We start from the raw sequence: 13978 nt of genomic DNA, 5'->3' as shown, positions 1-13978 counted from the left end.
ATATGTCCTCCCTTACGCCTGTTCTTGCGCGGCAAATTCAAGCTCGCGTGCTTCTTTTTTGGCACTGCGTTTGGGGTGCCAGCTCATAAAGAAGCTGCAGACCGGGATGGGCAGGAGTGTGCCGACATAGAGCAATGGCAGAAGCGTGAGGTTTTTTGCCGCAACGTTCGCCATGCCCAGGGAGGCAACCTGCAACAGGATCACACCCGCGATTGCCAGCAAAATTCGTTTGGCCTGTCCGCGACGGCTGAATTGCCCCGCAGTCAGGAACATCAGGGCAGCCAAGGCATTTGAAAGACAGAGGAAAGGCGTAATCATACGTTGATGACCTTCCACAATATGTTTGCCGAAGTCATGGATACTTAGGCCCTCTGTGGTTTCTGGATGCAAAAGTTCCAGCACCATCAGTTCACGTGCTTCGGGGACGCGGGCGGAATTATTGCCCTTCTGGATCGGTACGTCATGGGTGTAGCGATCAAAATGCAGCATGGAGAATTTGCCTGTGGTCGGTTCAACGACCTGACGGTTGCCCTGGAACATGATCACACGCGCGGACCCGTCAACTTCCACCAAGGCACCCCGCTGTGCCATCAGGGAAACCGGGCGTTCCGGGTCGGTTTCATCATGGACCAGAATGCCCAGCAATTGGCCTTCCTGCGTACGTTCACGCACATAAACGGTGACTTTGCTGCCCAGCTCGTTAAAGGCACCTTCGCGCAGCAACAGGTGGGACATACTGTGGCGCAGTTCCCATTGCAGTTCGCGGAATAACTGATAAGACTTGGGCACGAGATAAAGGTTTAAGGCATAGGATGCCAGCATGACACAGGTGGTCAGCACTAGGGCGGGGCTGGCAATGGCCCAGTTGCTCATGCCGCAGGCACGCATGACCGGAAGTTCCCGGTCCATATTCAGTCTGCTATAGGTAAAGGTCACCACAGCAAACAGCGCAATGGGCAGGATGATACTTAGAAAGTTCGGCAGCAGCAGGGCGGTGAAATAGACAAACATGCCGATGCCAAGGCCCCGGTTCACAATCATTTCCACAAAGCGCAGCGACTGGGTCAGCCAGAGCACGCAAACAAGCGCCAGGGCCACCAGTACAAAGCCGACAAAAAGCTGTCGAAAAAGATATCTGTCCAAACTTTTCATGATTGGGGAAGTATAATCCTTGATGGAACAAAAGAAAGCAATATGATCAGTGTGGTGAAAAAAGCAAGCAGGGAGTCATCCATGTCTACAAATAAATGGAACATGCGCGGTATCGAAGTCGCCAGAACCGTCGCCAAATGGTCCAAAGACCAAAGCACGCAAGTCGGCGCGGTGGTCCTGATGGAAGACGGCACCCCCTTGACCTTCGCCTATAACGGCTTTGCCCGCGGCGTTGACGACGACGTACCTGCGCGCCACGAACGCCCCGAAAAATACAAATGGACCAGCCACGCCGAAGAAAACGCCATTGCCAATCTGGCCCGGACCGGACAGCAGGCCATGGGCTCGACCTTATATGTGACGCATTTTCCCTGTTCGGGCTGTGCGCGCAAAATCATCCAGGCCGGTATTGCCCGGGTTGTCGTCGATGCTGTCTCCATGTCTGAGGATTTTTTAAGTCGCTGGGAAGAAGATATGGGCGTGTCGAAGGAGATGTTCGCCGAAGGTGGGGTTGAGGTTGTGATCCACGAGTAGTTTAGTTTTATCTCACGATTTAATGTGATTTACGCACATTATTTCAACTTTCACGTCAATAATATGCACAATCTTAAGTGATTTATGATAGAAAGTAGGTAGTTTTTATTGATTTAGATTGAAAAAGTAGTTGCATAAATCTAATTGAGAAAGGGGGCGCTGTTGGGGGGACTGTCAATGGAAGAGCTAGTTAAATGGTTAGAGGATCAAGATTACTTCATTTGTGCTAGCTTTGCTTCAAGAAACGCATTGCGTATTTTACCATTTCTTTCGGAAGGGGTGAGCGGAGAAGTTGAAACGCCTGTGGACACAGTAATCTTGCCTGTTTTTCGTTCTTTGGCAATTTCTTGGTATGGCTTAGGTGCATCTTTTACGGCAGTAAGGTCTGTGAACTCTGCAGCAAGAAGGCTACCTCCACCTGCTTCAGTAGTGGTTATGGCTGCTTCAGCGGCGTTAAAAACCTCAGCTGCCGGAGATAGTGTATCTATTACTGCAGCGTCCGATATTGCTTCCGCTAAAGCATCATACGCAACGAGTAGGTCAACTGCTATTGCAGCTGTGGATTTTGCGACGTCACTTGATACTGGAATTTGGAAAGAAATTTTATTTGATATTAAAGCTTATGAAGAAAATAATAATGTTGATGAGTTTCTATTACGTCCCTTATGGAACGAGGGAATGCCTTCTGAGTATGATAAATATTGGAAGACTTTAAAGAGGTTACTTCTGGCCCGTGATGAAAATTGGCAAGTATGGACCAATTGGTATGAGGATAGAGTTGTCGGTGGTGACAGTCCTAATGGCCGTAATGTTATAAATGACTTAGAACGTAAACGTGTGTTGATTCCAAACAGTGAGTGGAAAAAAGGAGCATTACACGTAAACGGCCTGATTATGGAGCTGGAAGATAGATACCATGATCATGAGGGAACTAACCCAATTGAGCCGTTTTTTGAACAGAAATCAAGACCTTACAACAATGAATCTATACCGTTAACTATAGAGGCAAAACGAACGCGAATTATTGTAAGTGAAACATATTTAGAGAAATGTGATTTTACATTTTCTGCTGCGTTTTTTGGCAAGAATGCAAATGCTGATGCTTTCTTCGATATCGATCTATTTACCAAAATTCTTGATTTGGAAGACGTGATTAAATGTGAAACTTTGGAAGTGGATGATATCGAAGCTTGTATGTTTCAACAGCTTCAAAAAGTCTTTCAGCTTGATCTATCAAATGCGACAGAAGAAGGTGTGAATGAATTTATTGCTAAACTCTGGCATGAAGAATTTGTCATTTATGAGCGTTCCCCGCCGTCAATTATCTCCTTAAAAGGGCTGGCTAAGTTGGCACCGAAACTTGTTGCTACATTTGGCGGCAAGAAGAAAAGTCCGGTGAGGGCCGTTTTTGTTTTCGGTTTTGCAATTATTGTTGTGTATGCATCTGTTGGTATTGGCGAAGGATTACAAGTTGGTTTGAGAGAGTTGGTAATTGAGGGATTAAACGCTGCGCAGTCTGAACCGTTTGAAAATGATGTTGAGCAAATTGATGATTTAAAGAAGAGTTCAGTTGATCAACAGGATGCTTGATTGATATCCTCGTCATGCCGCACATGTTGCGGCATCAGGGTGGAAGGCGTGCGCTTGATGATGATTTCCCTTTATTGTCATCCCGGCCCGTGTGCCGGGACAATCGGGTGATTAGAAAGCGGTCGGGAGTGAGTTTGCTTCAACGGATTGTCCCGGAATAAATCCGGGATGACAGGATTGGGGGGTGTTTTTCTGTCGTCATTCCCGCGAAAGCGGGAACCCAGTCAAATAGCCCGGTTTCTGGGTCCCAGCTTTTGCGGGGATGACGGAAAGAGTGGCAGGAATGACGTAAGAATTGGACACAAAAAAGCCCCACCTCAGTTAAGAGGCAGGGCTTTTATCGTTTCAGGAACCAAGCTTACAGCCAGTCATCCTCGCAAGCTAGTGTCGCACCATAGCCTCTGGTGAACATGGCTTTCAGGGCTGAAGAGGTTGGCAGGATTTGTTCTGCAAAGAAATGAGCGGTGTTAATCTTGGCTTTCATGAAGGTTGGATCGCCTTCACCCGCATCCAGTTTGCTTTGTGCAATCAAAGCCGATTTTGCCAGCAGCCAGCCGCCGCAGACGTTGCCGAGGAGGCGCAGGTAGTGGACAGAGCCTGTAGCAGCCTGTTTCGGGTCTTCCTTGAAGCTTTCAACCAGCCAGGCGGTGGCTTTTTCGACGTTTTCGATACCGACTTCAAGGGCAGAGGCCATGTCGGGGAAGGTGCCTTTGACGGCTTCGACATCAGCTTTCACCAGTGGCAGCAGCACATCCAGATACGCCCCGCCGTTCATGGCGACTTTACGGCCGATCAGGTCGTTGGCCTGAATGCCGTTGGTGCCTTCGTAGATCGCTGTAATGCGCACATCGCGCAGCCATTGTGGTGCGCCGGACTCTTCAATAAAGCCCATGCCGCCATGGACCTGGACGCCATCGTCCGCCACTTCTTTACCGATGTCGGTGCTGTAGGCTTTAACAACGGGTGTGAGAAGCTGGATCAGCGCATCTGCATTGGCGCGTGCATCATCATTGTCGGATTTCGCAAAGATATCCTGCTGACGTGCAGCAAAGTAAGAAATCGCACGGGCTGCTTCTGTTTTGGACTTCATGGTCAGCAGCATGCGGCGCACGTCCGGGTGTTTGTCGATGCTGACAGATGTTTTGTCTTTGGATCCCAAAAGCGGGCTCTGGATACGTTCACGCGCATATTCGCGTGCGCCCTGATAGGCACGTTCGGCCGCCGCATACCCTTCATTCCCCACGTTCAGACGCGCGTTGTTCATCATGGTGAACATACAGGCCAGCCCCTTGTTTTCTTCTTTCACCAGATAACCTGTGGCTTCTTCAAAAGACATAGTGGCAGTTGGGGAGCCATGGATACCCATCTTATGTTCAATGGAGATACAGTAAGCCGGGTTGCGTTCGCCCAAGGAGCCATCTTCATTGACCAGATATTTCGGTACGATGAAGAGGGAAATACCGCGTGACCCTGCAGGCGCATCCGGCGTGCGCGCCAGGACCAGGTGGATGATATTGTCGGTCATGTCATGTTCACCAAAGGTGATGAAAATCTTCTGACCGGAAATTTTATAAGTGCCATCATCCTGTGGCACAGCTTTGGTGCTGACAGCGGCGAGGTCGGAACCGGCAGAAGGCTCGGTCAGGTTCATGGTACCTGTCCATTCGCCTGTGACCATTTTTTCAAGATAGATGGCTTTTTGCTCGTCTGAAGCATGTGTTTCCAAAGCTTCAATCGCGCCACCCGTCAACATGGGGCAGAGACCAAAGGCGATGGAGGAAGAGTTCCAAATCTCGCTGACCGCGTTGGACAGCACAAACGGCAGGCCCATGCCGCCAAATTCCGGGTCACAGCCGATGCCCTGCCAGCCGCCTTCGATAAACTGGGCGTAAGCTTCTTTAAAGCCGGGCGATGTGGTGACGTCATTGTCTTTCCAGATCGGGTTTTCAACGTCTGATGTGCGTGCGAGTGGGGCAATGATGTCGCGGCCCAGCTTGCCCGCTTCTTCCAGAATGGCATCCACCATATCTTCGGTGGCTTCTTCATAACCGGGAAGGGCCGTGATGGTATCGAGGTCAAAAACATCCTTGATCAGAAATTCCATTTCTGTGATCGGTGCGTTGTAAACTGTCATGGTTTTAACCTCCTGAACGTATGATCTTAAAGTCGTGATTTTCCAATTTGGAGCGACTATAGTCGATATGCCCGCGCAAGCGCCAGATAATTGTTCGGTCTACGAATTAATTTTTTGTGACGTAGATGTAAATCAATGTATAAGGCCTTGTCCTTAAAACAGGAAACTCGACTATGCATATCATCCGGCTGGCCCTGTCCATCGACCATCAGAAGAAAAAAGCGATGTCGGTTCATCTGCCGTTTCCGCTTTATCTACATTTTGTGACGTCTGCGGTCTTTGAAAAAATCCTGCCGGAGGACTTGAAGGAAAAGTACCATAAAGCCAAAGACAAGTTCTTGAGCGAGAACAAGTTTTTCAGTGAAGAATACGAAAAAGAATATGTGCGCAGCCCCTATATCCGCCTGATCTGCGGGCCGGATATTCATAAATTTTTTGGCAAGGTCCTGTCGCTGAATTATCAGACACATCAAAACCTGTTGAAAGAGAATGCCGGATCCTTTGCGGAGTTCTTCGCCGACCTTGATCTCTTCTGGAATGAAAAATATCGAAAGACAGGGGGGCAGCTTGATGAACGGGCATTACGTGAAGTGGCCTTTTGTCAGGCTTGTCTGCAAACCCAATATCAACGCATGACGGAAAAGCAGGTTTTGCGAGATAAGCTCGGTGATTTCGCCAAGCAGGAAATCAAAGACTGTGAAGATGAGATCAAACGGCTGAAACAAGCCCTGTCGGAAGCAAAGAATGATCGCGATGTTGCGCAGGCTGAGCTCGAGCGTTTACAGGCCGAACTTCATAAGACACAGGAAGCCAATTTGGTGCTGGTGCCAAGCGATCCGCATTATATGCTGGGCCTGAAAGAAGGCTATCCGGATGAAGTGGAAAAACGCGCCAAAACTCTGATGAAGGCCCTGCATCCGGATAAGACCGGGTCGGCGGATACGGCTTATTTGTTTGATCTGATTGTTAAGTCACGCGATATGATTTTAAAATAGGCAGCGTTAGTCCTGCCATTCTTTTTCTACACTATATTTTTCCCAGCGAACCTGATGGTAATCGGATTTTGTGAAACGGTGCAGGGTGGTTTCCAAGCGTTCTTTTAGCCAGGGTGCATCTGATCTGACAAAGAGGAATTGTTCCTGAAACAGGATAGGGCGCGGCGTGCTGTAGATCGCTTTGTCGCCATAGAGTTTGCGCACGAGATCCAGATCCTTTTTTGTCACGGTGGCGATATCTGCACGTTTGGACAGAAGTAATTTAACGAGTTGATCTAAAGATTTGGGACGGAATGTGTTTTTTTCTCTGACCGACAGCTTGAGGGTCAGGTCACGCAGGATGGCAACGCGTCGGTTTTCCAGTTTTTTCAGGAGGCCTTTGTGTAAAGCTGGATCGGTGAAAAGCGCAAAAATGGGCGATCTGTCGATTGCGACTTCAACACGGGTGAGGTTTTTAAGCTGAAAGTTTGTGGAAATCGCATATTTGCCGAGCGCATCCATGGAATAGGGACCCGCCACATCCAGTTCCCCTTTGGACAAGGCCCAGATGGCGCGATTAAATGGCATCTGTTGAGGGGCGTAATCCAGGTCTGCTCGTTTGAAGAATTCCGGCAGGATGGATTGAAAGAACAGATTATGGCCGGACACACCTATTTTTATAAGTGTATCCTGTGTGCTGTTCGCTTTTGAGTTGCTGATGGGGAGGAGGCAGAAGACGCACAAGAAAGCAAATAAGGATTTCCTCACGCGTCTCATGCCTTGTCCGTTACACCGCGCGGGAGTGTTTTTTCTGCCCCTGTTGCAGGTAGGTATCAAAGGTCGCTGCCACCATCCGCATCAAGGGGCGTCCCTCTTCGGGCAGAATTAGAAGACCGTTCTCCAGCGTGCAGATGTCATCTTCGACCAGAGCCTGCAGCTTTTCTTCTTCTGCGGCAAAATGATCTTCGCTAACACCATGTTCACGACACATGGCGCGTAGGTCCACCTTCATGTTGCACATGATTTGTTCGATCACCGCACGGCGCAGAATATCTTCATTTTCCAGACCACGGGTCCGACCAATGGGCAGGGTGCCTGCATCAATCATGCGCTTGTAATCACGAAGCGGCTGAACGTTGGCAACATACCCTTCGGGTGTCTGCCCAATGCTGGAGGCACCAAGGGGCAGCATGACCGGGTTGTTATCGACCGTGTAGCCCTGGAAATTCCGGTGCAGGGTTTCTTCTTTCATGGCGATGGTCATTTCATCATCAGGGCGGGCATAATGATCCAGTCCGATTTTAACAAAGCCATGTTCTTCCAGACGATTGGCGGCGGCTTCCATCTGTTCCCAGCGTTCCATGGCGTTGGGTAAGGCTTCTTCCGGGATCAGCTTCATGTGGGATTTCATCCAGGGCACATGGGCATAGCCAAAGACAGCAAAGCGTTTGGGGTTCAGGCTGACAGCCTTGTCCACCATATCCAGCACACGCTCAGTCGTCTGAAACGGCAAGCCATAAAGCAGGTCAAAGTTGATAGAGGTAATGCCGTATTTATTCAGCCAGCCGACCACATTTTTAGTGACCTCGAAAGGCTGGATACGGTTGATAGCAACCTGGACTTCTTCGTGGAAATCCTGCACGCCGATGGATGCGCGATTGATCCCGGCTTCTGAAATGGCTTTGACATATTCTTCTGTGGCGGTACGCGGATCAAGTTCAACTGCAAGCTCTGAACTGTCATCAATATCAAAGACGCTTTTCAGCTTTTCAATGATGGTGACCCAGTCTTCAGCCTTTAACATAGTCGGTGATCCACCACCCCAATGGACATGCTTTGCCAGCATGCGCGCAGGCAAGGCTTCGGCCAGCAAATCGATTTCTTTCAGCACATACTCCAGATATTCCGTGATCGGATCATAGCGTTTTACAATCTTGGTGTAACAGCCGCAAAACGAACACATCTCATCACAAAAAGGGATGTGGATATAAAGCGAAACACCGACGCTTGGGTCCAGGTTTTTCAGCCAGGCGCGATAGTCCGCATCTGTTTCGGTCGCCAGAAAATGCGGCGACGTGGGATAGCTTGTGTAGCGCGGCACACGCAGGTCGTATTTTTCAGATTTTTCGGCGATGGAAACACTCATGATGCAGCCTTTGAATTCTTGTCTATTTTAACTTGATAGCTGTATGCCGTTTAATTGTGGTCATTATTGGGCAGTAGACCATCATTCCGCCTGTTTGAAAAGATGGAATCATACTAAGGTACTATCTGGACCTATATGGTTTCCTGCATTAAGATGTACCCATATGTGTAAAGACTTGAGGGTATGCGTGTTGCGCTTTTGTATAAGTATTATTGTTCTGCTTTTGGGGGCTGCTTTTGTTTCCTCTGCCCAGGCAGGCAGTTTGACAGGCAAGACCATCCGCTTTTGCGGCGATGGTTCGGGCTGGCCGCCTTATACATATATTGATCCGAAAGAACCCGGTATCGTCAAAGGCTATGATGTTGATGTGCTGACAGAAATTCTGGAACCCCATGGCATCAAGGCTGAATTTGCGATGCCGTCGTGGAAACAGTGTCTGGAACGCACTGACGCAGGCAAGGCCTATCAGGTGGCGCTGAGTTCTTCTTACAGCGATGCGCGTGCGGAACGATTTTTATATACGCGTAAATATTATACATCTGTACAAAGCTTCTTTTATTCCAAGCGACGTTTTTCTGAAAAGCCGAATATCAAATCGGCAAGCGATCTTTTTTTATATGGTCAGGTTTGTGGGCGTTATGCCTATAACTATGAAGGCACAGGCGTGATCAAAAACGATCAGGTTAATATGGCGGCGAAATCCTATACAGCCCTTGTGTTACGTACCATGAATGATGATTGCGCCTTCTTTCTGGGGCGTCCCAGCATCATTCTGGGCTTTAAACTGATTGGGAAAGAATTGTTTGACAGCCGCCAGATCGGCTTTGCCGCGATCCCAAAGGCGAAGAAAGACGATTTCTATATGTTGATTTCGCGCAATGTGTCTTACAGTGAAGAATTGAAAGGGATCATTGATGACGGGATTTTGCGCATGGAAAAATCAGGTCGCCTGAAAGAAATTCTGGATCGTTACTATATGAAGATGCAGAGTTAGGGCAACTCCACCCGCACTGTAGGCCCATAGCCATGAACACTGTCATGGGCGCGCACGTCTACTTCTTTCAATCCTTTAGGAATGACAACCCCGGATTTTGATCGAGTAAAAGGCTGCTCATTCACATGGGGGTGATGAAGCACGCGGGTGGCGAGGATGGTGCCATCGGGGCTTAGGATTTCGAAGTTATCTGCGTAATGATCCCAGCCTGTATCCGCATGTTTGACGCTGACATGGAAAGTGTGTTTGCCCGATGCATCCGGTTCAGAGATTTGAACGCCTGTAACAACAGGTTCATCGGCAAAGACTGCGGTTGTAAAAAACAGGCTTGTGATCAGGGTAAAAAGAAACTTCATCAGATATCCTCAATAAGAAAGCCCCACTCAGATCAGCGGGGCTTTTAAGGTGGGGTTACTTTACGTCAGCTGCAACCTGCATTTTGATAATTCTGTCCGGGACTTCAACAATGCCGCCACGGCCTTCACCGGGGGCGATCATATCGACAAATTCCATGCCTTTGATCACATGGCCCCAAACCGTATATTGGTTGTCCAGGTGTGAGGCACGGTCAAACATGATGAAGAACTGGCTGTTGGCGCTGTTTGGGTTGCGAGTGCGTGCTGTGGACAAAGTACCACGCACATGGGGTTCACTGGAAAACTCAGCTTTCAGGTCTGGATAGTCACTGCCGCCTGTCCCGCGTCCCGTTGGATCACCCATCTGGGCCATAAAGCCGGGGATTACGCGGTGGATTGGGGTGTTGTCATAAAAACCCTTACGCGACAGCATCTTGAAGCGTTCCACATGTTTTGGGGCCAGATCCGGACGCATCTGAATGACAACCCGACCATCTTTGAGGTCGAGATAGAGCAGGTTTTCTTTATCAACATCCTGGGCCTGAGCGGTAAAAGCCATGGTCAGCGCGACCAGGAAAGAGAGTACGAAGCGTTTCATGAAAGGTTGGTCCTTTATTTATTGTACGTCTGCAGCGACTTGCATTTTAATGATGGTATCCGGATTTTTGACTTTGCCGTCATTATATTTGCTGCCCCGGCGGATGCGGTTGACATATTTCATGCCATCCACTACATGGCCCCAGACGGTATATTGTCCATCGAGGCTGGCATTCTTTTTAAACATAATGAAAAACTGACTGTTGGCACTGTTTGGACTTGTGGAACGTGCCATGGAAACGGTACCAGCCTTATGCAGCTCGTTTGAAAATTCTGCTGGCAGGTCGGGATATTTACTGCCGCCCATGCCGGTACCCAGCGGATCACCCGTCTGGGCCATAAAGCTCGGAATGACCCGGTGGAATTTCAAACCGTTATAAAAGCCTTCCCGTGTTAGTTTTTTGATGCGTTCCACATGTCGTGGCGCAATGTCCGGGCGCATTTTGATGACGACACGGCCATTTTTCAGATCAAGAAAAAGAGTGTTTTCTTTATCATAATCTTCGGCTTGTGCAGACAGGCTAAGGCCCACCAGAATAAAAAGACTAACGAGAAGGCGTTTCATAGGCTTTGGTCCTTAAGCGTCTGCGGCAACTTGCATTTTGATGATGCTATCCGGGTCTTCTACGGAACCGTTGTCAAACGGGCTGCCTTTTTTGATGGCATGAACATGTTCCATCCCGTCGATGATCTGACCCCAGAAAGTGTACTGGTTATCCAGGTGGGGCGCGGCATCCAGACAGAGGAAGAATTGGCTGTTTGCGCTGTTCGGATCCATGGAACGCGCCATGGAACAGGAACCTTCGATATGTGGTTCATCAGAAAATTCTGCAGGCAGGTCCGGGTGGTCACTGCCGCCCATGCCTGTCCCGGTTGGATCGCCACCTTGCGCCATAAAGCCGTCGATGACACGGTGGAAAACCACACCGTCATAGAACCCTTCGCGTGCCAGCATTTTCAAACGCTCGCAATGTTTTGGGGCGAGGTCGGGGCGAAGTTCGATGGTGACGCGCCCGTCTTTGAGGTCAAGAAAGAGGGTGTTTTCAGGATCTTTAATATCGACCATGTGTCGGCTGCCTTATTGAGTTAAAATTCAAAAATGGCGCACAGATTAACATAATTTTGATTGTGGGAAAGGCCGAATTTTAGGCAACAAAATCCATTGGTCGTTCAAGGCTGTGTAAGACACTGAGGATACGATCAATTTGTTTCAGTGTTTTTTCATTGCCCGATGGATAGCGTCGCTCAAAATCAAAGCGGTCTTCCCATTCAGCAATATAATCACGCGGGCGGTCAGGATCGGGGCGGTCCCCTGTCAGCGCCCCTATTGTGCCTTCATATCCGGGGTGTAGCTCGGGCTGAAAGGCCAGCATGGAATATTCGTCATAAGACAACGATCCATCGATATAGAGATCAAGGCTCAGGTCCGCCATTTCACGGGGTGTGGTGGTGCGGACATCAAGGATATCTTCGTCGTCAATCTCATCGTGATTGTTCAGATCATCAAGATCAATCTCGATACCGTTGAATTCAACGATATCCTGTGGGGCGGATCGTTTGGTTTCTTCAATTCGTTCAAGGTCCTGATCGCTTGGGGGTGGGGTGACCAAGGCCCGGGTTTGGGTATAAGCAGACTGACGCGACAGGTTTTCCTGTTCATGCAACAAGACGTGCGAAAGGTTTGAATCAATATGCATGATACAAACCTCCGAAATCTTTATGACTGTTGAATGAGCCTACTCGGCTGCGCTTAATGTACATTCTTCCTGCTTTTTATCGTTTTTAAATTTCTTGATGGCATACATCGATTCATCAGCAGCCGTCAGCAAATTGTGGGTCATGCTGTCTTTGTCATAGAATTGCAGACCAACACTGGCTTTCAGCGAAATGAGATGATCCTGCCACCGCATGGTGGTTGTGTTCAGTTCCTGTGCTATTTTTTCAACCCGCACCTGTCCATCATCCCAGCCACTGCGCACCAGGAGGACCGCAAATTCATCACCGCCAAGGCGAGCCACATAGTCCATGCCGCGTGTCATGCGTTCAAGAACGCGTGAAACATGGCAGAGAACTTCGTCTCCGCATGTGTGACCAAAGGTGTCATTGACGGGTTTAAAATCATCCAGATCGATGTAGGCAAGAACACCTGTTTCCTGAAAACGTCGTGCTGAGGCCAGAACGCGTTGCAGTTCTGCCTGAAAGCCCCGTCTGTTCAGAATCCCTGTGAGACTGTCGGTCATGGCTAGTCGATCTAGATAGGCGATGCGTTCATTCTGGAGATTGAGCATTTCTTCAATCTTGTAGGCGAGCTTGAGCGTATCGTGCAGGGCAATTTCCCTGTCCGTTGCACTTGCGCGTCCTTCAAGACATCCAGCAAGCTTGCAGATTCCTCCGACAAGTTCACTAACTTGGGCGTCGGTTTGCTTCGTATTATCAAACATGGGCGGTTCTCCGCTTTCGTTTAAATTCCAAACATTCCTCTATGGCCAATTCTTTTCTTCATCAAAGCGATCATTGTTAACTGATCATTGGTGCCAGTTATTCCATGGTTACACCGCAAGGCCTGTGCCAGTATCTGTGGTTATGATTTTGTTAGGATTCGCAGTTGGTTAGGAGGTGGAGGTGGCAAAAAATGCCTAGGTAAAAAATGCCGGGCTAGGCAAAAAGGTTCTAGTGGGCCATAGTGTCTTTATGAGAGTGCTAAAGAAAATATTGATCGGCCTTGGGTTGATTGTCGCAATTGATGTTCAGGCCGCAGACAGCCCGCTTCGATCTCACGATGCCACTTATCTGATGAAACAGGTGGTACAGTATGATCGCGACTGGTCTCCGCTGGAAAGTGCCACAGGATTGTTGCGTTACAAGTTTCGCCGCACTTGTGATGGCTGGACGGTTGAACATTACAATGCCATGCAGATGGAATATGAAAATGGGCAGCAGGCGAATATGGTGTGGAATTACACCAGCTGGGAAGCTATGGATGGGTCACACTTGCGCTTTCGGACACAAATGAAGCGCAATGACGAAGTGATTTCCAAATTCAGCGGGGAAGCGAGGCACGAGGCGGATAAAACGACCGTAACCTATAGCCGGCCAAGTGGAAAACGCGCAGATATGCCCGCAAATACTTATTTTCCCACCCGCCATATGCGTGAAAGTCTGGAGATGGCGGAAAAAGGCGAAACCTTTTTTAATAGCCCTTATTTTGACGGCAGTGGGGAAGAACTGGATTTCGACCTGAATGCGGTGATGACGCCTTACAAAGGCAAGCCTTTGGTAAAGGTGGAAGATCAGGTGCTGCCCAACGTCAAATCCTGGGATATGCAGCTTGCTTTCTTTGACCCAAAGGCACAGGAAAGCATTGCAGATATGGAAATTACCGCGCGCTATCGCCGTGACGGGGTCGCTACACGATTAATTCAGGATTTTGGTGATTTTGTACTTGAAGGTCAGTTGGTGGAATTTGCATACTCCGACGAACCTCAATGTAATTAGGCAGTT

At 48.9% G+C, this 13978-nt stretch carries 15 protein-coding genes; 5 read left to right on the top strand and 10 right to left on the bottom strand.

Annotated elements, in window-relative coordinates; genetic code table 11:
* Positions 1–12: 12 nt before the first annotated feature.
* Positions 13–1143 carry an LPS export ABC transporter permease LptF gene (gene lptF, locus RYZ26_RS11185; protein ID WP_317683294.1) on the bottom strand — a complete coding sequence of 377 codons (1131 nt, stop codon included), beginning with the start codon at positions 1141–1143 and terminating at the stop codon, positions 13–15.
* Between the two features lie 90 nt (positions 1144–1233).
* Between lptF and RYZ26_RS11180 the strand changes: the two genes are divergently transcribed.
* Positions 1234–1686, top strand: a complete 453-nt coding sequence (locus tag RYZ26_RS11180; protein WP_317683293.1) for a deoxycytidylate deaminase — start codon at positions 1234–1236, stop codon at positions 1684–1686.
* Between the two features lie 177 nt (positions 1687–1863).
* Positions 1864–3276: a hypothetical protein gene (locus RYZ26_RS11175; RefSeq protein ID WP_317683292.1), complete on the top strand. Its 1413-nt coding sequence runs from the start codon at positions 1864–1866 to the stop codon at positions 3274–3276.
* 358 nt (positions 3277–3634) lie between these two features.
* Here RYZ26_RS11175 and RYZ26_RS11170 read toward each other — a convergent pair whose 3' ends face one another.
* Positions 3635–5410, bottom strand: coding sequence for an acyl-CoA dehydrogenase (locus tag RYZ26_RS11170; RefSeq protein WP_317683291.1), 1776 nt, complete (start codon positions 5408–5410; stop codon positions 3635–3637).
* Between the two features lie 173 nt (positions 5411–5583).
* Between RYZ26_RS11170 and RYZ26_RS11165 the strand changes: the two genes are divergently transcribed.
* Positions 5584–6405: a hypothetical protein gene (locus RYZ26_RS11165; protein WP_317683290.1), complete on the top strand. Its 822-nt coding sequence runs from the start codon at positions 5584–5586 to the stop codon at positions 6403–6405.
* Between the two features lie 6 nt (positions 6406–6411).
* On the opposite strand, the gene RYZ26_RS11160 is transcribed toward RYZ26_RS11165, so the two are convergent.
* On the bottom strand, positions 6412–7053 hold the full coding sequence (locus RYZ26_RS11160; protein ID WP_317683289.1) for a hypothetical protein: 642 nt from the start codon (positions 7051–7053) through the stop codon (positions 6412–6414).
* A gap of 118 nt (positions 7054–7171) precedes the next feature.
* Positions 7172–8530: an oxygen-independent coproporphyrinogen III oxidase gene (hemN, locus tag RYZ26_RS11155; protein WP_317683288.1), complete on the bottom strand. Its 1359-nt coding sequence runs from the start codon at positions 8528–8530 to the stop codon at positions 7172–7174.
* Positions 8531–8720: 190 nt separating this feature from the next.
* On the opposite strand from hemN, the gene RYZ26_RS11150 reads away from it, so the two are divergent.
* Positions 8721–9524, top strand: a complete 804-nt coding sequence (locus RYZ26_RS11150) for a substrate-binding periplasmic protein (protein ID WP_317683287.1) — start codon at positions 8721–8723, stop codon at positions 9522–9524.
* Here the strand turns inward: RYZ26_RS11150 and RYZ26_RS11145 are convergent.
* The 6 genes from RYZ26_RS11145 to RYZ26_RS11120 all read right to left on the bottom strand — a co-directional run bounded on the left by RYZ26_RS11145 (position 9521) and on the right by RYZ26_RS11120 (position 12918).
* Complete coding sequence (locus tag RYZ26_RS11145; RefSeq protein ID WP_317683286.1) at positions 9521–9880, bottom strand: hypothetical protein; 360 nt, start codon at positions 9878–9880, stop codon at positions 9521–9523. The two genes, RYZ26_RS11150 and RYZ26_RS11145, sit on opposite strands and share 4 nt — an antisense overlap.
* 55 nt (positions 9881–9935) lie before the next feature.
* A complete protein-coding gene (locus tag RYZ26_RS11140) occupies positions 9936–10478 on the bottom strand; it encodes a peptidylprolyl isomerase (protein WP_317683285.1) in 543 nt (180 codons plus the stop codon).
* Between the two features lie 18 nt (positions 10479–10496).
* Positions 10497–11042 carry a peptidylprolyl isomerase gene (locus tag RYZ26_RS11135; RefSeq protein WP_317683284.1) on the bottom strand — a complete coding sequence of 182 codons (546 nt, stop codon included), beginning with the start codon at positions 11040–11042 and terminating at the stop codon, positions 10497–10499.
* 12 nt (positions 11043–11054) lie between these two features.
* A complete protein-coding gene (locus RYZ26_RS11130) occupies positions 11055–11543 on the bottom strand; it encodes a peptidylprolyl isomerase (RefSeq protein ID WP_317683283.1) in 489 nt (162 codons plus the stop codon).
* Positions 11544–11622: 79 nt separating this feature from the next.
* Positions 11623–12174, bottom strand: coding sequence for a hypothetical protein (locus RYZ26_RS11125; RefSeq protein WP_317683282.1), 552 nt, complete (start codon positions 12172–12174; stop codon positions 11623–11625).
* A 39-nt stretch (positions 12175–12213) separates the two neighbouring features.
* A complete protein-coding gene (locus RYZ26_RS11120; protein ID WP_317683281.1) occupies positions 12214–12918 on the bottom strand; it encodes a GGDEF domain-containing protein in 705 nt (234 codons plus the stop codon).
* Between the two features lie 256 nt (positions 12919–13174).
* Here RYZ26_RS11120 and RYZ26_RS11115 point away from each other — a divergent pair, with 256 nt between their 5' ends.
* Complete coding sequence (locus tag RYZ26_RS11115) at positions 13175–13972, top strand: EipB family protein (RefSeq protein WP_317683280.1); 798 nt, start codon at positions 13175–13177, stop codon at positions 13970–13972.
* Positions 13973–13978 lie beyond the last annotated feature (6 nt).

Origin of the sequence: Terasakiella sediminum (assembly GCF_033100395.1) — a bacterium.
GTDB lineage: Bacteria > Pseudomonadota > Alphaproteobacteria > Rhodospirillales > Terasakiellaceae > Terasakiella.
This window is presented reverse-complemented; position numbering and strand designations above follow the sequence as displayed.

Excerpts from the sequence above, each read along its gene's own strand:
- RYZ26_RS11135 (WP_317683284.1), bottom strand. The coding sequence starts at position 11,042 with ATGAAACGCCTTCTCGTTAGTCTTTTTATTCTGGTGGGCCTTAGCCTG.
- RYZ26_RS11125 (WP_317683282.1), bottom strand. The coding sequence starts at position 12,174 with ATGCATATTGATTCAAACCTTTCGCACGTCTTGTTGCATGAACAGGAA.
- RYZ26_RS11130 (WP_317683283.1), bottom strand. The coding sequence starts at position 11,543 with ATGGTCGATATTAAAGATCCTGAAAACACCCTCTTTCTTGACCTCAAA.
- RYZ26_RS11120 (WP_317683281.1), bottom strand. The coding sequence starts at position 12,918 with ATGTTTGATAATACGAAGCAAACCGACGCCCAAGTTAGTGAACTTGTC.
- RYZ26_RS11140 (WP_317683285.1), bottom strand. The coding sequence starts at position 10,478 with ATGAAACGCTTCGTACTCTCTTTCCTGGTCGCGCTGACCATGGCTTTT.
- RYZ26_RS11145 (WP_317683286.1), bottom strand. The coding sequence starts at position 9,880 with ATGAAGTTTCTTTTTACCCTGATCACAAGCCTGTTTTTTACAACCGCA.
- RYZ26_RS11170 (WP_317683291.1), bottom strand. The coding sequence starts at position 5,410 with ATGACAGTTTACAACGCACCGATCACAGAAATGGAATTTCTGATCAAG.
- RYZ26_RS11180 (WP_317683293.1), top strand. The coding sequence starts at position 1,234 with ATGTCTACAAATAAATGGAACATGCGCGGTATCGAAGTCGCCAGAACC.
- RYZ26_RS11165 (WP_317683290.1), top strand. The coding sequence starts at position 5,584 with ATGCATATCATCCGGCTGGCCCTGTCCATCGACCATCAGAAGAAAAAA.
- RYZ26_RS11175 (WP_317683292.1), top strand. The coding sequence starts at position 1,864 with ATGGAAGAGCTAGTTAAATGGTTAGAGGATCAAGATTACTTCATTTGT.
- hemN (WP_317683288.1), bottom strand. The coding sequence starts at position 8,530 with ATGAGTGTTTCCATCGCCGAAAAATCTGAAAAATACGACCTGCGTGTG.